This is a genomic window from Enterococcus silesiacus, assembly GCF_001886225.1.
Lineage (GTDB): Bacteria > Bacillota > Bacilli > Lactobacillales > Enterococcaceae > Enterococcus_L > Enterococcus_L silesiacus.
Genome location: NZ_JXLC01000014.1, coordinates 1 through 19,729 on the forward strand (window position 1 = coordinate 1; position 19,729 = coordinate 19,729).

The 19,729-nt window shown below is 36.4% G+C and carries 16 protein-coding genes; 12 read left to right on the top strand and 4 right to left on the bottom strand.

Annotated elements, in window-relative coordinates; translation table 11 throughout:
* The 5 genes from RV15_RS10395 to RV15_RS10410 all read left to right on the top strand — a co-directional run.
* Nucleotides 1-1,436, top strand: a 1,436-nt coding sequence (locus tag RV15_RS10395; protein WP_281246835.1) for an MSCRAMM family protein, incomplete at its 5' end; no start/stop codon positions are given.
* 124 nt (nucleotides 1,437-1,560) lie between these two features.
* Nucleotides 1,561-1,746 (top strand): serine-rich class II lanthipeptide, encoded by a 186-nt coding sequence (locus RV15_RS18620; protein WP_139243016.1) that lies wholly within the window; start codon nucleotides 1,561-1,563, stop codon nucleotides 1,744-1,746.
* A gap of 109 nt (nucleotides 1,747-1,855) precedes the next feature.
* A complete protein-coding gene (gene lanM / locus RV15_RS10400) occupies nucleotides 1,856-4,969 on the top strand; it encodes a type 2 lanthipeptide synthetase LanM (RefSeq protein ID WP_071877986.1) in 3,114 nt (1,037 codons plus the stop codon).
* 12 nt (nucleotides 4,970-4,981) lie between these two features.
* Entirely contained in the window at nucleotides 4,982-7,126 is a 2,145-nt protein-coding gene (locus RV15_RS10405) for a peptidase domain-containing ABC transporter (RefSeq protein WP_071877987.1), read from the top strand.
* A 56-nt stretch (nucleotides 7,127-7,182) separates the two neighbouring features.
* On the top strand, nucleotides 7,183-7,806 hold the full coding sequence (locus RV15_RS10410) for a recombinase family protein (protein WP_071877988.1): 624 nt from the start codon (nucleotides 7,183-7,185) through the stop codon (nucleotides 7,804-7,806).
* 82 nt (nucleotides 7,807-7,888) lie between these two features.
* Here the strand turns inward: RV15_RS10410 and RV15_RS10415 are convergent, their stop codons facing one another.
* The 3 genes from RV15_RS10415 to RV15_RS10425 all read right to left on the bottom strand — a co-directional run bounded on the left by RV15_RS10415 (nucleotide 7,889) and on the right by RV15_RS10425 (nucleotide 10,631).
* Nucleotides 7,889-8,938, bottom strand: a complete 1,050-nt coding sequence (locus RV15_RS10415) for a chitinase (RefSeq protein WP_071877989.1) — start codon at nucleotides 8,936-8,938, stop codon at nucleotides 7,889-7,891.
* 31 nt (nucleotides 8,939-8,969) lie between these two features.
* Complete coding sequence (locus RV15_RS10420; protein WP_071877990.1) at nucleotides 8,970-9,554, bottom strand: lytic polysaccharide monooxygenase; 585 nt, start codon at nucleotides 9,552-9,554, stop codon at nucleotides 8,970-8,972.
* A gap of 231 nt (nucleotides 9,555-9,785) precedes the next feature.
* Complete coding sequence (locus RV15_RS10425; protein ID WP_071877991.1) at nucleotides 9,786-10,631, bottom strand: helix-turn-helix domain-containing protein; 846 nt, start codon at nucleotides 10,629-10,631, stop codon at nucleotides 9,786-9,788.
* A gap of 427 nt (nucleotides 10,632-11,058) precedes the next feature.
* Between RV15_RS10425 and RV15_RS10430 the strand changes: the two genes are divergently transcribed.
* Together RV15_RS10430 and RV15_RS10435 are read left to right on the top strand one after the other, a co-directional pair.
* Nucleotides 11,059-12,411, top strand: a complete 1,353-nt coding sequence (locus RV15_RS10430) for a PTS sugar transporter subunit IIC (protein ID WP_071877992.1) — start codon at nucleotides 11,059-11,061, stop codon at nucleotides 12,409-12,411.
* The gene (locus tag RV15_RS10435; RefSeq protein WP_071877993.1) at nucleotides 12,398-13,819 is read left to right on the top strand and encodes a 6-phospho-beta-glucosidase; all 1,422 of its coding nucleotides are present in this window, start codon (nucleotides 12,398-12,400) and stop codon (nucleotides 13,817-13,819) included. Before RV15_RS10430 ends, RV15_RS10435 begins: the two co-directional genes overlap by 14 nt.
* 80 nt (nucleotides 13,820-13,899) lie before the next feature.
* Here the strand turns inward: RV15_RS10435 and RV15_RS10440 are convergent, their stop codons facing one another.
* Nucleotides 13,900-14,700 carry a MurR/RpiR family transcriptional regulator gene (locus RV15_RS10440; protein WP_071877994.1) on the bottom strand — a complete coding sequence of 267 codons (801 nt, stop codon included), beginning with the start codon at nucleotides 14,698-14,700 and terminating at the stop codon, nucleotides 13,900-13,902.
* Between the two features lie 196 nt (nucleotides 14,701-14,896).
* Between RV15_RS10440 and RV15_RS10445 the strand changes: the two genes are divergently transcribed.
* The 5 genes from RV15_RS10445 to RV15_RS10465 all read left to right on the top strand — a co-directional run bounded on the left by RV15_RS10445 (nucleotide 14,897) and on the right by RV15_RS10465 (nucleotide 19,647).
* Nucleotides 14,897-15,637 carry an acyl-ACP thioesterase domain-containing protein gene (locus RV15_RS10445; RefSeq protein WP_071877995.1) on the top strand — a complete coding sequence of 247 codons (741 nt, stop codon included), beginning with the start codon at nucleotides 14,897-14,899 and terminating at the stop codon, nucleotides 15,635-15,637.
* A gap of 142 nt (nucleotides 15,638-15,779) precedes the next feature.
* Nucleotides 15,780-16,613, top strand: coding sequence for a DUF72 domain-containing protein (locus RV15_RS10450; protein ID WP_071877996.1), 834 nt, complete (start codon nucleotides 15,780-15,782; stop codon nucleotides 16,611-16,613).
* A gap of 37 nt (nucleotides 16,614-16,650) precedes the next feature.
* On the top strand, nucleotides 16,651-17,490 hold the full coding sequence (locus tag RV15_RS10455) for a Cof-type HAD-IIB family hydrolase (protein WP_071877997.1): 840 nt from the start codon (nucleotides 16,651-16,653) through the stop codon (nucleotides 17,488-17,490).
* A gap of 81 nt (nucleotides 17,491-17,571) precedes the next feature.
* Nucleotides 17,572-18,093, top strand: coding sequence for a pyrophosphohydrolase domain-containing protein (locus tag RV15_RS10460; protein WP_071877998.1), 522 nt, complete (start codon nucleotides 17,572-17,574; stop codon nucleotides 18,091-18,093).
* Between the two features lie 288 nt (nucleotides 18,094-18,381).
* Nucleotides 18,382-19,647 carry a glycosyltransferase gene (locus RV15_RS10465; RefSeq protein WP_071877999.1) on the top strand — a complete coding sequence of 422 codons (1,266 nt, stop codon included), beginning with the start codon at nucleotides 18,382-18,384 and terminating at the stop codon, nucleotides 19,645-19,647.
* Nucleotides 19,648-19,729 lie beyond the last annotated feature (82 nt).

Here is a 19,729-nt window from a genome sequence, read left to right on the forward strand (position 1 = left end):
TAAGTATCACAGTAATAAACAAAGAAAAAGTTGTTACGGGTTCACTTGAAGTAATCAAAGAAGATGAATCGGGCAAGCAACTCTTAGCAGGAGCAGAGTTTGAAGTTCGTGATGCCAATGGCAAGGTTGTTGGGAATATGACAACAGATGAAAACGGAATGGCTACGTTGAAAGATCTGCCTCTTGGTACCTATCAATTGATTGAAACAAAAGCCCCAGAAGGCTATGAACTAGATACAACACCTAAAACGATTGTTATTTCCAAAGATGATCCAAATGGTGTGGTTAGCATAACTGTTACGAATAAGCTGGAAAAAACAACAGGAGATCTTGAAGTAGTGAAGAAAGACGAAACTGGCGCTTTCTTAGCTGGAGCTGAATTTGATGTCTATAACTCAGAAGATCAACTAGTTGGAAAAATCACAACAGCAGCAAATGGCATTGGTCAATTAACTGATTTACCCTATGGTACTTATAAATTGATCGAGACAAAGGCCCCAGAAGGCTATGAATTAGATACTACACCAAAATTTATTACCTTATCTAAAACGGATCCCAATGGCAAAGCTTCAATCGATGTAATTAATAAAGAAATAGAGCTGCCTGCGACAGGATCTTTAAAAGTCATTAAATATGTGAAAGATTCAGATCCAATCATCTATTTACCAGAAGCTGTGTTTGAGGTGTATGACAGCAATACTCAGCTAATAGGTACGTATACGACAGACAGCAATGGAGAAATTCTTTTAACTGATTTACAACCTGGCAAATACTATGTAATCGAAATCGAAGCACCGCCTGGCTACGAACAAGATTCAACTTTCTATGAAGTATCGGTTGAATCAGGAAAAGTAGCCGAAGTTAGACATGCAAATATCAAAAAAGAAAACTTGGGCAGTTTAAAAATCACGAAATATGCAAAAGACGAAGATGGTTTTGAAACGACCAATGTCTTACCAAATGCTGAATTTGAAGTAACTGATTCAGCAGGGAATGTTCATAAAGGAACTACAGATACCCAGGGTGAATTATTCTTCCCAGATCTACCTGTTGGTGAAGTGACGATTACTGAAACAAAAGCCCCAGACGGCTATGAAATTGATGCAGCAGTTCAAAACAAAACAATTGTTGCAGAAACAATTACAGAAGCAGTCTTTTATAATAAACCAAAACAAGAGCAAGGCCGTGCCTTAGTTTATCTTTCAAGTAGTGATACAAAACAAGTCTTAAAAGGTTTGGAATACACTATTACGAGCACTAAAGGAGCCGCTTTTGAAACGACAGTTGTGACGAATGCCTTTGGTCAAATCAGCATCTATTTATTACCAGGAGAGTATACGATTGAACCTGCTGAAAAAGGCTACAGAACTACTGCTAAACCAACAAGCTTCAAGATCGAAGCAAACAAATTCACTATTATTAAATTAGAAATCTAAGCGAATGAAGTGAAAAGAAAAATTGTTTTGAAATAGATTATTTAATGAATGATCTATTTTAAATAAATGGGAATAAAAGTGCACATTTTATTGTCGAAAAAATCATTTAGGAGGAAAACACACTATGAACAAACAAGCTGAACAAAAAGTTGGGAAATCTTTTGAGGAATTAACACCAGAAGAAATGAATAAAGTACAAGGAAGCTATGGTTGGAGCTGGTCTTCATCATCATCTTCATCATCATCAAGTAGCTGTTACTCTACAAGATGTAGCTATAGCTGCTGCTCTTCAAGATGTTGCGGTTGGTAATCTAAAATAAGCGAGTTGCTAGACGAGTTCCTCTTGATAGGAAACTTGTCTAGCACTTGTTTTTAATCACAGAAATTTTACATAAATAAACGTATAAAAGGAGCTTGACATGAGTTTTAAAAATTTGGCAAAGGCGACATCAATCCGACAACGATATGATATTTTAAAAGAATATTACTCCAAAAACCGTATAACTTATGCTGATGATCAACTTGAAAATTATAAAAAATGGCGTAAACGTCCCACAACTGTGACGGATGAACGCTTTAAAGAGATTTTGGATTCATTAAAGTTGACAGAAGAAGGATTTGACTTAGCAATCAAAGAATTGACGTCCGATGAAAAAGAGTATATTGCAACAGCAATTTCCGAAGAGCAATGGATGAAAACGACGAAAGTGATCTTATCGCAAGAAGATCACTTAGTTGCGGATGTTTTTGATGAAAGCAAAGCGAATTTCACCTATGCCTTACGTTTGCATATTGATTATTTAGAAAAACAATTAGAGCAAATCATTGCAGAGTTTCCAACTATTATAATCCAGATAACGGCGATGACAGAATATTTAGGTGAAGTGATCAATCGTTTTATGGATATCGGATTGCGGACATTTGTTTATGATTTGCATGTAGAAAAAGAAAAACTGCCTTTCTCAGAATCACTAGATGAGAAAGAAGGCTTTCGTCAATACTTAATAACACGCTTTGATTCACAAGAGAAGCTAGTGTCATTTTTCGATCAATACCCAGTATTGACTAGACTTTATGCTGAAACAGTCGATTTTCAGCTAGCAAACTTTCGTGAGTTGCTTCAAGCACTTGCTGAAAGTGAAACGGAACTCAACAAAGTTTTTCAAGTAGCGAAGCCAATTTGTTTGACGGGCTTAAAGATGGGCGCAGGAGATTCTCATGATAAAGGCAAATCAGTAGCGATTTTAACCTTAAGTGACGAGATCAATGTCGTATTTAAACCAAAAAATTTAGTGATTGGAGCACGTTTTGACCAATTTATTCAAGAAATCAATGCAATGAATCCAATCTTTGACTTTTATTTGACAACAAAAATCGTTAAGGAAAAGTATACGTTTGAAGAATGCTTGATTTATTCTGAATGTTTATCACAAGAAGATGTCAATCATTACTATCGTCAGTTTGGCCAAACGATCGCATTAGTTTATTTGTTGAATGGTAATGATTTTCACTTAGAAAATGTGTTGGCTTTTGGAAAATATCCTGTTTTGATTGATTTAGAAACAATTATTCAAAATCATTTTCCAATGCCGGACGGCGAAAATGCGATCGTTAAGGTGATCCAGGAAAATGGTGAATCCGTCGTCATGAGTGGTTTAGTGCCAATTTACTTGTTTGAAGAACGGGCGGAAGCCGATGTTGAAGGAACAACCAAGGGGATCCAGCTAAGTGCGCTTAGCGGTGGCGAGCAAAAATTACCTTATAAAGTGTTGAAGCTCATCAACTTTGATTCGATCAATATGCAATTTAAATATCAAGAGCACATTACAGATGCAGCAGAAAACATTCCGATGTTTAATGGTGAAAAGGTTGATTTTGTCCCATATATTGACACGATCATCGCAGGTTTTAAAGAATTTTCAGCGTTTGCTATGCAAAACAGAGAAACATTAGCGTTTTTAGCGGAAAAGACCTTTTCAGATTGTCTCGTCCGCAACGTGATAAAAACAACCCAAAGCTATGGTGATCTATTGGATTACTCAACACATCCTAGTTGTATGGTCGATTATATCGAGCGGGAAAAACTATTTGAAAATTTATGGATGCATGGCTATTCTAATTCAGAACCTGTGCCTTATGAAGTAAGGGATATGCTGCAGCATGATGTACCGATTTTCTTTAATCCGACAAGTACAAAAGCTTTAATGGCTAGTCAAGGCGAGATAATCACCAGAATGTATCAAGAAACGGCGATTGACCTTGAGGTTTTGCGATTGAAGAATTTTTCAAAAGAAGAAGAAGAACAGCAACTGGATTATCTGAAAACGTCATTTGGTTTATATCACTCAACAGATTTGCAAGAAAAAACAATTCCGTTAAAAGAGCAAGTCCCTCAAGTGAGCTTCTTAGATGGCGCTGTAGCTGTGGGAGAAGCAGTACTTGAAGCTGCCTTTATTGGGGAAGATTCGATTGCTTGGAAGGATATTGAAGAAACCTCTCCTGATAATTATGTTGTGAATGTCATGAATGAAAACTTTTATGACGGTATTACGGGAATGTATTTGTATTTTAGTGAGTTATATCATATTACTGGGGATAAACAATTTCAAAAACCTTATGAGCTGGCAGAAGCCTTAGTCTTGAAGCTTGAAGCAGACTATGTGGATAGTATTTCAGCATTTTATGGCTCCTTTGCAGCGGTTTATCCACTGCTATATACCTATAAATATAATCATGATCCCAAGTTATTAACAGCAGCCGAATCCATTGCAGAAAAATACATGGGCCGATATGAGCAAGAAACCATAGAAAGCTATGATTGGAATGGCGGGACGGCTTCAATCGTGAAAGTCTTTATCCATCTGTATCAGTTGACGGATAAAACGGATTATCTGACTTTTGCTAAACAGTTATTAGTCGATTTAGATCTTGAAAAGATCACTCAAGGCGGTTTTGCACATGGTTATTCAGGTGTGATTCATGGTGCAAATAGTTTATTCAAAATTGAGAAAGATCCCGAAATCAAGCAGCTGATCAAAACCTGCTTAGTAAAAGAAAGAACAACGTTCGATCCTAGTCAAAATGGTTGGTTAGACCTGCGTCCGATGATTCCAATGGTCAATGATTTATGGTGTTATGGATCAACAGGGATTGGTTTGGCTTATTTGGATCTATTGAATAGTGGGTTTGAAGATCCGCGATTAGCTGAAGAAGTGCAAATTGCAGCACAACGATTGATCAATCAGGAAAAAAGAGATGATTGTTTATGCCACGGAAATTTTGGAGATTTGGAATTCTTGATTGAATACAGAAAAACGACTTTAGCCACTAAAGAACAAAAAGAGCAGATTCAAGCAAAAGTTCAAAAAGCCTATCAGAAGATTATTGAAGGTAACTATACCTTTGAAGGACTGCCAACCATTCCTAAATATGGTTTGTTTACAGGCTTATCTGGTATCGGTCATCAGCTTATCCGCATTCATGATGCAAACCAAGCAGCAGATTTATTAACGTTGGCGCTACCAGAAGAGTAAGGGGGGATACTATTGACAAAGAAAGTACCATTCACTGAACAAAGTGAGCATAGTGAATGCGGACTAGCTTGTACAACGATGGTCTTGAACTATTATGATGACAATGTCACGCTGAATCACCTGCGCGATGTCTATGGCGTACCTAAAGGAGGCAATACGCTGACGAATCTAAATCAAATCTTAACGGATCGTGGCATCGAAACGAAAGCTATTCGAGTCTTGGACTTAGATATTTTAGAGGAACTGACCACGCCGACGATTTGTTTTTGGGAAGAACGTCATTATATCGTTCTAGAAAGACTAACCGCTAAAGAAGCAACTATTCTTGATCCTGCAAGCGGTCGGAAAAAAATAAAAAGAGCCGAGTTTGAAGCTAGTTTTTCAAATATTGCGCTGATTTTAACAGATGTCGATGTTACGATCACGCAAAGAAAGAAAAAAAAGAATGCCACTTGGTCGATTCTAAAAGAGATTTTAAACAATCAAAGAGCGAAGGTAGCCATGTTTATTGCTTTAACTCTTTTAATCCAAATGGTGACAATCGCTATTCCAAGATTGACACAAACGATTATTGATAATTCTGCTGTTGCTGTGACAAATATCGTTCAAATTGGGTCAACGATCGTGATTCTTTTTATTGCCTATTATTTGCTACAGGTGGCTAGAGGACTTGTGTTGATTGTACTGGAAAACTTGTTTGATTTAACACTGATGAAGGTCTTCATGAAAAAAATCATTCATTTACCACTGCGCTTTTTTGTTAATCGTTCAACGGGTGATTTGATTTTTCGAGCGAACCTGAGTGTAATCATTCAACAAATTATGAGTCAACGAATGTTGACGATTTCAGTCGATTTTCTCTTCGTGTTTATCTATTTGATTTTAATGGTCAACTTGTCACTGAAATTAACGCTGATTGCTATTTTTGGGGCATTTACGATGGGAGCCATATCAGTCGTCAACTCCAAACGAGTGCAAAGTATCACCAACAAAGAATTGATTGCTCAATCAAAGGTTCAGCGCATTTTGGTGGAATTATTTGAAGGAATGGAGACGGTGAAATCATCTGGCTCTGAGCAGCAATTTTATACAAAATGGCGCAACGAGTTCAAAAATCAAATCATGTTGCGGGCAGAGAAAAATCGGTTTTCTACTTGGGTCAGAACGATTCAAACGTCGATCCAATTTATTTTACCGATTGTGTTGATTTATGTAGGGCTATTTCAAGTGACACAAGGACAAGTGACTTTAGGCGAGCTAATTAGTTTTAATGCTTTATCAGGCGCTTTTATTGCACCAATCGTAACAGTTTTTGATTCCTATACTGAGTTCTTGTTACTACGTTCTTATTTTGGCAAGCTAAATGAAATTTTAGAAGCGAAAGACAATCCACGACTAGCGATCGAAGGAAAAAAAATCTCAGGAATCGATTCAGTAAACGTTGAGGATGTGTCATTTAAATACAGCTATTTTGAAGAAGAGATTCTTCATTCTGTTTCATTTCAAATCGAGCGTGGGGATAAAGTAGCAATTGTTGGTAAGAGTGGTTCAGGTAAGAGTACCTTACTGAAATTGTTGGCAGGCTTATACGATACGACTTCAGGACAGATTAAATTCAATGATGTTGATTTAAAGCAAATCGATGACGCCTCGCTGAAAAACAGTATCAGTATCGTCAATCAGAAGCCGACGATTTTTAATGCTTCTCTCTATGAAAATATTGTATTGAATCAGACCGAAGCGCCCGAAGGACGAGTAGAACAAGCGATTTTTGATTCACGAGTAGATGAAATCATTATGAACTTACCTTTAGGGCTAGAAACCCAAATTTCAGAAGGCGGGATGAACCTATCCGGCGGCCAAATGCAGCGGATTTCGATTGCTCGGGCATTGGTCAAAGAAACTAGTCTATTATTGATGGATGAGCCGACCAGTTCGTTAGATAATATTTCAGAAAACTTCATCATGAATCGTTTAAAGACCTATGACTTTACTTGTATTATTGTGGCCCATCGTTTGAATACAATTAAACACTTCGATCGTATTTTGGTAATGGATCAAGGTAGGATTGTTGAAGAAGGGACGCATAAAGAGTTATTAGCACTAGAAGGATATTATCATTCGATCTATTTCGATCCGATGAATGTCACCGAATAAATGAGAAATAGACGATAGATTACAGGTTTTGGAGGAACTCTAAGGGGGAAAATAGAATGGCAGTTATTGGTTATATGCGTGTCAGCACACATTATCAAAAGTTTGATTCTCAACAACAAGCATTGGAAGATTATGGTGTTGATAAAATTTTCAAAGAATATGAAAGTGGACGTAAAAGTTTTCGCAATGAACTGAATAAGGCACTGAATATTTTGCAGCCGGGAGATACGTTTGTTATTTTTAAATTAGACCGCTTAGCTAGAGGAACTAAACAATTATTGGTTTTATTAGAGCGCTTCAACGAACAAAATATCAATTTCGTTAGTATTGAAAATAATATTGACACCTCAACACCGATGGGACGCTTCTTCTTTACGATTATGGGTGCTTTTGCAGAAATGGAGGCTGAACTGATACGTGAGCGGGTACTGGCAGGTTTGAGTGCAGCTAAAAAAAATGGTGTCGTTCTAGGTCGTCCACCACTTGTTAATCAGGTCAATGAAGCACTTGAGCTTTACCACAATACGGACATTTCAACAGAAGAAATTTCAAAGCGTTGCGGTATTTCTATCTCGACAATCTATCATCATTTGAGAAAAGAGGGCGTCTACCGAACCAAAAAGACAACTGACGTTTCAAAAAGCGGGAAGGTATTGGTAGGTAGTGTGAAAGAGAAATAAAGCAACATGAGCAGGGAAATATAAAGAGACAGAAAAAAGCTGAAATAAGAGCGTAAAACGCTTCTATTTCAGCTTTATTTAATTATTGTAAAATTCGTGCATAACGAGTAGCAAATTCGTTATTGTAAGGCACGCCAGTTACATTAGTCCCAACGTCCCAGTTAGCAGACCAAGTCATCAATCCTTTGATTGGATTACCATCTTTAGCTAGCTGATCAAGTGCTTTGTAAACAGCCGTAGGATCGATCACATAACCGCTGCCGGCACCGTCAACATTAGCAGGAAGACCTAAAACAAGTTTGTCGCTTGGAATCTTCAAGAATGTCCGCGTGCCATGGATCATTGAATCTGACATATAATAAAGAAACTCGTATTTCAAAGCATCATTACTTTGAGGAATCCATTTATTGATTTCATCCACCCAAACACCATCGCCGCCTTGATTATATAACTGTGGGGCAATGTAATCATAGTAACCATTTAAGGAAGTAATGTATTTTTCATAAGCTCCACCTGGTTTTAAATAAGGAAATTCCGGTGCCATCGTAATAATGAAATTTTTTCCTTGTGTTCTATAGTACTCCTTGACAATTTTCAAAGCTGCCGGGATGACGGTTTGGTTATCGCCAGCTGTAATTGCTGACTGCTCTAAATCGATATCCAATCCATCAAATCCATAGGTTTCCACTTGTCGAATAATTTCATTAGCGAAAGCTTGTTCATCACCAGTTTTTAATTGAATATGCGCATCTGCTCCCCCTAATGCAAGCAAAACGGCACGTCCTTGACCGTTAAGGACTGCGACATCCTGACGAAAGGCGGCGTCTGTTTTGTTATAAGGTGCAAATGTTGGAATTCGACTGGCACCGTCGCTTTTCATGAATGAAACTGGCACCACATTATAGGCTTTATTCACTTCTGCTAATGAAATGTTGGCAGAAGTTCCTTGTTTATAGCCATCACGACCTTTAGAAGCCCAATTATGCCAATAGCCGACAAGGACTTTTTTATTTGCTACACTAACCATTTCACTGGCAGAATCCGCAGCTTCAACGGGGGTTGATACTAACAAGTTGCCTGTTAGTATACCTGAGACGATTAAAAAGGCAGGAATAAATTGTTTGAATTTCATAAGCACGGCTCCTTTGGGTTTGTTTTATTCCTTATTTTACGTTGACATCGATTGCTTGATAGAACGCATTGGTTGTATCATAAACATTCCAAACAGCGTAGATCACATGATAGCCTATACGATCGCTTGGAACAGTGATTGTATGGTTGACAGAAGCTTCTGGGATCGCTGCTTTGTCGTCAACACGTCCAATTAAGTCAAAATTTTTGATATCTAAAGGTTGATTTTGATTCCAACCTTGTTTTGTCATATAGTAATCCCATGTAGACGTTCTGTGACGCGCAGTCAAGGTCCAATTGATTGCAAGAGGGCCGGTTGTAATATCTGATTTATACCAGCGATCTGTTGTCTGAACATCTAATGGTTCAAACCCGCTAACACCTGCACTGGCTAATTTTCCTGGTGTAAAAATATTTTTAGTTGCTTCGATACTTTGAGGTTCCCACTCCGCACGACCAACATTTTTATTTATTTTTCCACCTTGAGTGCTCCCAAAATAGGCACGACTTCCAGGTGATGAAACATATCCGTGGGCATGGGTGACAGTGGTTGAAAGAGATAAACCTCCTGCTAATAAACCAAGTGTAAGGACTGCTTTGAGCATTGTGTTTTTCATTGTGATTCCTCCTAAAAGTATTTTTGTAGCGCTTACAATGGTAAATGTAACATGTCGTTTTATATTATTCAAATGATACGCAATTATTTTTATTGTGATAAAACAGTGAGGGGTTCTGTGGAGAAGCTCTTTTTTAAAAGGGTCCTTATTTGTAACGAATGGGTGCGTTTTAAAAAAAACTCCGTCAGTAGGCTTACATGTCCAACTGGCGGAGTGTTGATCAGATTTTTTTTAACGAACTAATGTTTTTTCATCGTTTGCAATCACTGACAGCAAGGAGTGATTTTCATTAAAAGCAGCAAAGACCTTCGCACTTTTAAAATCAGGTGCTGACAAATCTGGAGATTTCATAAAGTCATTAAATGCTGCTTCATAGGCTAAAAGATCAAGCATATATAACGATTGATAGGTTCGGTTTAAAGCCATTCCTCCTGTCGCTAAATCATAAGCTGCATCATACTGTTTGATCAATGAATAAAATTTAGCTGTATTAAAGAATATTTTCGTTGCTTCGATAGGCATTTTGATGGTCATTTTATTGAGCATATCGATCGATTTTTCATAATAAACTTGTGCTTTAGCCAATTCGTTAGCCATTTCGTAGACAATCCCAAGGCTATTAACGGAAAGAATCGCATAAATCGAATTAGGATCACCAAGTTCATCAGCACGATAGAAATAAAATAAGCTATCTGTTGTATTGTTGTAGCCCAACAAATTTGTAATACCCATAAAATATAGCCAGCGAACTTCTAACTCTTTGTTTTGAAAATCAGCAGGATTGATCGATGTTGCTTGTAAAAGTGAATGAGCTTCTTTATGTTTAAATGTATTACACAAATCTTCTACGTGATTCAATAATGAAGTTAGTTTTTTTTCATCATTATCATCTAATACACTCTCAAGACTTAAGTTTAATCTCTTACAGATTGCGTCAAGGATCTCAAGACTGTCACAAACATTTTTATTTTCTATATTACTAACAGTTCCTTGTGTACAAATTCCAGCGGCTAAAGTAACCTGCGACAATTTTTTTTGTTTTCTTACTGAACGGATGATGTCTCCTTTGATTCTCATATTTTTCCCCTCTATGTTTATGCATTATAGTTCTAGTTTTATATAATAGTATGGTATTATCCCTTTAGAATCAACTAATTTTTTGGAGGGATAAGCATGTTAACATTTTTGGATCTATTGTGTGAAGTACTTGGTTACGGCAATACAGGTCACGTGTAGTGTGAAAAAATTAGTTATTAGGGATTTTTTTGAAACAATTAGTTAGAACCGAAAACTTTTTAAAATGGAAGTATTTTTTATTCTGTTTTAAAAAGTTTTTTTTATTTTTTTGCAAAAAAAATTTATATGAATGCAAAGAAAGAGTTATTTACAAAAGATGTAAAAGTTACCACTTCTGTAAATTGTACAAATCTTGTCTACATTATGAGGCAAATGCTGTGATATTCTATTTTTGTAATCGATTACAAAAAATAGAGGAGAAAAATGAATGAATAAAATTGAAGAAATAATTAATAACCGATTGATGCCCATCGCAATAAAAATTCAAAATAATAAATACATGAGCGCCATTTCTGACGGTTTCTCAATGATTTTACCAATCACGATGCTGGGAGCTATTTTTACGTTGTTATCCAGTATGCAATTTGAGTGGTATCAGAAGTTCTTAGAAGTGACACACTTAGCTACTATTTTAGGCTATACATCAAAAGTCACAACCGATTTGATAGCACTATATGTGGTTTGCGCTATAGCCTACAATTTAACAATAAAATTAGGCTTTAAAAAAGATGCCTTCTTTTCAGCGCTAATATCATTAGTTCTATTTTTCCTTTTGTTGCCAGCTGGAGTAGCGCATCAATTAGAATCAGGCGAGATCATTTCGGTTTCTAATGCTCTAGGAACAGAATATTTAGGGGCAAAAGGAATGTTTATGGGGATTCTTTTAGGAATCATTATTCCCATTATCTATTGTGCCGTGGTTAAACGAGGAATTATTATTAAAATGCCGGAAAGTGTTCCACCAACGATTGCAAAATCGTTTGCTTCTATTGCACCAGCTTTTATTCTGACAGGTATTTTCTCCTGTGTTCGTTTTGGCTTTGAAATGACTTCATATGGGGATGCCAATAACTTTATTTACACTATTTTAGGTGGACCATTACAATCATTAGGAAATAGTCCATGGTCATTTATCATTTTAATTATTGTGGCTCAACTCTTATGGTTCTTTGGAATCCATGGGTATATGATCATTCGACCTATTTTACAAACGGTTTTTATTCCGTTAAGTTTGATGAATCTAACTGCTTTTGAAGCAGGTGAACAGTTACCAAATGCAATCACATATCAACATTACGGTACCTATGCCAATTTAGGTGGGTCCGGTGCATTATTAGGATTGGCAATTCTGATGGCTTTCACAGCCAAAAGCGATCGTTATAAAAAACTAGGAAGAATGGCACTACCAGCCACATTTTTTGGCATCAATGAACCAGTTATTTTCGGAATTCCGATGGTTTTGAATACGATTTTTTTTATTCCTTTTGTTTTAGGGCCAATCATAATGTTTGTGATCCCTTATTTATTGCAAGTATTTCATGTGATCGAAACATTAAGAGGCATTCAGCTGCCACTTGGAACACCGGCTTTAGCATACGGCTGGTTAGAAGGCGGTTTGCCGATTTTAATTGTGCAGGCTGTACTGATTGTTGTTCAAATTATTTTATGGTTTCCATTTTTTAAAGCTGCAGATAAGCAAGCGATGGTTGAGGAAAAACAAATGGAGATAGAAATAGAAGAAGAAACGGAAAAAGTGAGGGATTCAGTTGCAGAAGTTTAAAGAAGACTTTTTATGGGGCGGCGCATTAGCTGCTAATCAATCAGAAGGAGCTTATTTAGAAAATGGAAAAGGGCAATCGATTATTGATATTTTGCCAGTAGGAGCTGAACGGAAGCGCGGCTTAAAAGATCCTAGTAGTGTTATGGAACAAACATTCGATTATTATCCAAGTCATCAATCAATTGACTTTTATCATCGTTACAAAGAAGATATTCGTTTATTGGCTGAATTAGGCATCAAATGTTTACGCACATCGATCAGTTGGCCGAGGATTTTCCCAAATGGCGATGAGGCAGAGCCAAATGAGGCGGGATTGGCATTTTATGATGCAGTCTTTGAAGAATGTTTAAAATATGATATTGAGCTGCTTGTAACGATCAATCACTTTGATACGCCATTGAACTTAGCTCAAAAATATGGTGGCTGGCAAAATAAGCAACTAATTTTATTTTATAAAAGATATTGCAAGGTTATTTTTGAACGATTCCATAAAAAAGTCAGGTATTGGATCACATTCAATGAAATCAATATGATTTTACGTAATCCATTTTTAGCAGGCGGAATTGTAAAAAGTGGTAAAAAGCTGGACAAAGGGACGATTTTCCAGGCGGCACATCACCAATTACTTGCCTCTGCTGAAGCAACAAAACTAGCAAAAGAACTCAATCCGAATATGCAAATTGGTTGCATGTTGGCAGCAGGCAGCGTGTATCCGTATACGTGTAATCCCAAAGATATTCAAGCAGCTATAGAGCGAAGTAGAGAGCAGTATTTTTTTATTGATGTTCAGGTCAATGGACGTTATCCTTATTTTGCACAACGTTATTTTGAAGAACAGGACATTCAATTGACGGTTTCAAAAGATGAGGCCGCGCTCCTAGCTGAAAATACGGTAGATTTTGTAGCATTTAGTTATTATACTAGTCGTTTGGAAACGGTAGATAGTGAATTAAGAAAGAATCTTATCGAAGGCAATGCGATGGCAAGTGTTAGAAATCCTTATTTAAAAGATGCCGGTTGGGGTAGACAAATCGATCCATTAGGATTTAGGATTACCATCAATGAAATCTACCAACGCTATCAACTCCCATTATTTGTTGTTGAAAATGGTTTAGGCGTGGAAGATGAGTTGGTTGAGGGAGCTATTCATGACCCTTATCGTATTGAGTACTTTCGCAGCCATATTGAGCAGATGGCTGAAGCAGTAAAAGACGGGGTGGATTTGATCGGTTATACGACTTGGGGGTGCATTGATTTGATCAGTGCAGGTACAGGAGAAATGAAAAAACGTTATGGCTTTGTTTATGTCGATTTAGATAATGAAGGAAATGGCAGCCGTCAACGGTATAAAAAAGATAGCTTCGCTTGGTATCAAAAAGTGATTGCGACCAATGCCACATTTTTATAAAAATCTTAAAGCAGCTGGATTATAGTAGAATTTTATGATCGATTCTACTATAATCCAGCTTATTTTTTATTCAAAAAAAATTAGGAATAAAGTTGGTAATAACGAGAATAGAGAATGTCAATTAATAATTGGGCTTGGTATGGAGCTGCTTTTTTGATTGAACTTTGTCCAAGGGAAAGTACTTCATCAAAAATATTCGCTATTTTCATTTGAACATTTTGGGTAATCAGCACTGTGTAGTTATCGTTTGAAGACATGTCAAACAAAAGATCACTAAACTTGATAAAGTAGTTGCCATCAGTTGAAAGAATAATCACTAGACTATTTTTTGTCATTTGTTGAAATGCCTTACGTTGATCCATTCGACCATTAAAATAAGTAACGTATTTTCCGCAAGAAAATAATAGATATTGAAATTGTTCCAATAATAACCCAGAAGAATGCGTACCAAAAAAATAGACATCTTCTGTATCGTGGATTCGTTGACAGAGTGCATCGATCTGATTTAAATCCAGATGGCTTTCTAACGATTGCAGTGAGGTAGAGATGTGCTTAATATATTTAGTGAGTGTTTGCTCATTAGTGGTTCCATCAATCGTTAATTCAAAATTATTTTTATTGATAAATTTTTTAGTATCCAGCTGATAATCAAGGAATGCTTGTTTCATGTCAGAAAATTTTGAGTACCCTAATTTTTTAGAAAACCTGCTGATACTAGCTGTGGAGGTAAAGCATTCAGCTGCTAATGACTCAATCGTGATACTTGGTGCATCGTGCCCCACTTTTTTTAACAAGATTCGTGCAATCGTGGTATTGATATTTCCTTCAGTCGTTGAAATAACGAGATCCTGAAGTTTCCCTACAATACTTGTTTTTTCCATTGTTACCTCCCAAATAAGTATGATTATCCAAAGTATAACAGAAAAAAAGGGACAATGAATACGATTTCTTAGTATGATGAAACAATCTTGAATTTTTACGATAACCGTGACAGATCGATTAGTAGATACTTGTTTTCATCTAGCTATCTTGTGTTATAATTTAACTAGTTTTACAAGACAAAAAGGAGGAGATCCAGTGGCAAAAAAATTTACGACCCCTTATGAAGTAGCTTATTATGATGGCGATATTACGAGAAAAATGACGATTCCGTCAATGCTAGCCGTTGTGATCAAAACATCCGAAGAACAAAGCGATGCCTTAGATCGAGGAAGTGACTTTGTTGCATCATTTGGACTTGGCTGGGTCATTACCAACTATGAAATCCATATCACGCGTTTACCTAAAGTTGGAGAAAAACTTGCTGTAACAACTCAAGCGATTGCTTACAATAAATATTTTTGTTATCGTAACTTTTGGATTCATGATGAAGCAGGGAATGAATGCGTATTGATCAAGTCAACCTTTGTGTTGATGGATACAGTCAATCGCAAAATGAGTAGCGTCTTACCTGAAATCATCGAACCGTATGAAAGTGAAAAAATCAAGAAAATTTATCGTAGTGAAAAGATCGAAAAAGTAGAAAATGGAACGTTTTCACCATATCGTGTACGTTATTTTGATATTGACGGTAATCAACATGTAAATAATGCGATTTATTTCAACTGGTTGCTGGATGTATTAGGATACGATTTTCTAAGTACCAATGAACCAACCTATATCAATGTCAAATTTGATAAAGAAGTCGAATATGGCCAAGTTGTAGAAAGTCATTATGAAACCCTAGATACAGATGAGGGGAAAACAACCAGACACGAAATTCGGATTGATGGTCAAACCTACTGTGAAGCGAATATGAAATGGAAAGAAAGTAAATAAAATCATAAAACTAGGTCATTTTTTGACTGAGACAACTTTTTGTTTTGTCTTGGTCTTTTTTAGTATAAAATAAACAGATAGAGTAACGAATGTAACATTTATACAGAATAACTTGAATAAGCAAGGAAAGGACATTAGTTCTATGATACGATTAGGTTTGACTTCTTTTAATGAACATGATAAATTAACCGGAAAAAAGCGTTCAACTTTATATGAATATGCAGGCTATTTACCTCTGGTCGAGATGGATACAGCCTATTACGGCGTTCCAAAACAAGAGTCTGTTAGGGAATGGACAAAATCAGTTCCTGAAAATTTTCGTTTTGTCATGAAAGTCTACAGTGGAATCAGTTGTCAAGGGGAATGGCAGCAGTATTATCAAAATGAAGAAGAAATGGTTGAAGCCTTTCTAACAAGCATGGCTCCCATGGTTGAAAGCGGCAAACTTTTTGCCTTCCTCATTCAATTTTCAGGCACCTTTGGCTGTACGAAGGAAAATGTGCACTATCTAGAAAAAATTCGCCGTTGGTTTGCGGGCTTTCCAATTGCAATAGAATTGCGCAATGGCTCATGGTATACGGCCAAATATATTAAACAAACGCTATCGTTTATGAAGCATAATGAATTTTCACTGGTTGCAGTTGATGAGCCGCAGATTCCTACTAATCCAGTTCCTTTTTTCCCTTACGTGACAAATAATCAATTTTCTTTGTTCCGTTTCCATGGGCGAAATGCAGCTGGTTGGATGGCTAACGATAAAGATTGGCGCAAAAAACGGACTTTATATCGTTATAAGGCTGAAGAAATCGCAGAGTTAAGTGCAGCCGTGGAAAAAGTGGCTCGTGAAGTTAAAGAGGTCGGCGTGATCTTTAACAATAATTCTGGCGGTGATGCGGCAGGTAATCTGCTTGAAATGAAATCTGCTCTTAAGCTAGAATATGACAATTTAAATCCAAAACAAATGGATTTATTTTAATCGGACCAAGATAAAATGAAACAAGGGAAGGGAAAATATGATAAAAGCTATTTTCTTTGATATCGATGGCACACTGGTCAATAAAAATGCTAAAGCTCTGGAATCAACGAAACGTGCAATCTCGTTAGCGCAAGCACAAGGCATCATTTGTGGCGTAGCAACCGGTCGAGGTCCTGTTCATTTAAGTGAGCAAATCGATAAATTGAATTTGGATGTTTTCGTTACGTATAATGGTCAGTTCGTTTATACAAAGGACGAAGCGCTTCGATCGGAGCCTTTTGCTAGTGATACGTTGAGAACAATTGTGACATTTTCTGATGTTCATCATCGCCAAATCATGTTTGGTTCTAAGGATAGTATAGAAGGCAGTTCACTGATGCGTTTTGGACAAAAAAAGTGGGCTAAAAAACTTGCTAGATTTTTACCCAGACGTTTTCCTGTAACACTTGCGAAAAATCTAGTCAGTAGATTTTCGCTGCACAGAAAAGATCAACGCTATCAGGATCTTGCTATCTTGAAAGAACCAATTTATCAATGCGTTCTGCTAAGTGCGAAGTCAGAAGAGAGTTTTTTAAAAGAACAACTTCCTGATTGCCATTTCACTCGCTCTAACCCTTATACTGTAGATATTATTCCAACGGGTGGTTCAAAACTAGTGGGCATTCAACAGTGTCTTGAACATTTTGATATTTTATTAGAAGAAGTAATGGCTTTTGGTGATAGTTGGAATGATTTGGAAATGTTAAGTCATGTTGGTTTTGGTGTAGCCATGGGCAATGCTGAGGAAGAAATCAAAAAAGCCGCTAAATATGTGACTAAAAGCAATGACGAGGATGGTATTTATCAAGCGTTGATGCATTATGGTGTGATCAGTTAATTTCAAGAGCAAGTTGGATTGTCTATTATCTAACAAACTGGAACATTTGTACAAATACGTTATGAATAGAAGGAGGCCCATATGAAAATCGATAATCCCTTTGAAAAAACGGAAGCATTTCATAAAAAATTTGATAATAGAAAACCAGCAATCCCAACACCCTTTTCTGCTAAACAAGCATCAGATAGAGCTGGGTTTAAAATAGAAGAGTTAGTTGAATTTTTGTACGGATCAGTAAATAATGATCCAGTAGCCTTTAAAGAGATAGTGAACCAGTTGAAAGTATCGGTCGACCAGGCTGAAGAAAAAGTGCTTAGCAAACAAAAAAAAGTAACGGACCCTTTGGTAGAGCAAGTGGATGCCTTGATCGATCTATTGTATTTTACATACGGTTCATTTTCATTATTAGGCGTTGATCCAACCGAAGTTTTTTCGATCGTGCATGAAGCCAACATGGGGAAAATATTCCCAGATGGAAAGCCCCACTATCATCCAGTCACACATAAAGTCATGAAGCCAGCTAATTGGGAAGCTGATTTTGCGCCGGAACCCAAGATCAAAGCTGAATTAGAGCGTCAATATAAAGCAAAAAAAAATAGATAAAAGTATGACCCAAAGCAGAACGTTACTCGTTTTGTTTTGGGTTCTTTTTGTATCATCTACACAAGATAGATAGCTATTTTTCTCACTATTTTAGTATTTAGACTAATAATATGATAAAAATTACATTTTTTCTGTGATAACATACTTATAGTCGACTTAAAAAAACATAGTATTTATATAAAATTACGAAAAGGGGAAAAATTAAGTGGTTTAGTGATTTTATTAACAATTATTTGTTAATAAAAGGCATATTGAAACTTTTTAGTTTAAAAAGAAAGGTGTGATAAAATGGGCGTCATTTACGTTATTTCCATGGTTTCAATTAGTGTTTATTACGTCTATATCACAATTATTAAGAGTGCTGATGAAGTTTACATTGAAAAGCGTTTAATCCCTGGTTATAAAATGCATTATGCCGTGATTATTCCTTGTTTTAATGAAGAAAAGGTCATTAAAGAAACACTTCTTTCTTTATTACGTTTCTCTACACCTAATTTAACGATTTACGTTGTAGATGATGATTCAGCTGATGGCACACTAAAAGTTATCAACGGAGTTTCTGATCCCAGAATTAAAGTAATTAGAAAAAAGAAGCCAGATGCTCAAAAAGGTAAAGGACATTCGTTAAACCTTGCGTATAAAAATATTCTTCAAGACTATCGCTCTATCGATTCAGAGCAAGTAATCGTCACAGTTTTGGATGCAGATGGTTTCTTATGTGCGGATGCTTTCACTATAGCTGATCGCATTTTTAGCCATGCTGACATCCATGGTATACAAGCAAGAGTTCGGATCATCAACAATTATAAAAGTGGAAACTGGCTGACATTACTTCAAGATATTGAATTTTATGAAGTAATCGGAAACATACAAAAGCTTAGGATGAAGACGAAAACGGTTGGACTCGGTGGAAATGGTCAGCTTACACGATTATCTGTACTAAAAAAATTTGACGGTATTCCTTGGAGTGACTGTTTGCTCGAAGACTATGATTTAACGGTTCGTTTATTACTAAATAATGAGCAGATTGTTTACACAGATCAACTTATCATTTACCAGCAAGGAGTGACAAGCTATCAGCGCTACATCAAACAACGAAGTCGCTGGATCCAAGGGAGTCTTCAATGCCATTCTTACATGTTTCGCATACTAAAAACGGCTTCACTATCAAAAATCGGAAAACTAGAGATGTTTTATTTTTTATTGCAGCCTTATTATAATTTGGCTAATAGTATCATCCTTTTGATCTCAATAAAGCTGTTGAGTCAATCAATAGTAGAAGGAATAACGTTTAAATCAGTGCTAACAATAATACTAATGGCATTTATTACGGTTTACCCAGGCCTGTCGTTTTCTAAAAGATATATCAAGGAGACACAAGATATTGAAATAATCGAAAATTCTCCCAAAGTTAGAAGTTATCTTGGAGGAATGCTTATGTATCTGTACATCTTCTTAACGATTCCCAGTATTCTTTTGGCATTCGTCAGGCAACTAATAGGAAAAAAGTCTTGGATAAAAACGCAGAGAGAAGAGAAAGTTTATAATGAATGAACTCAACCGTTTACTTGATAATCGATTGTTTTCGATCCTCCCCCTTATCGTTATTATAATGAGTATAATTTTCGGTAAAATG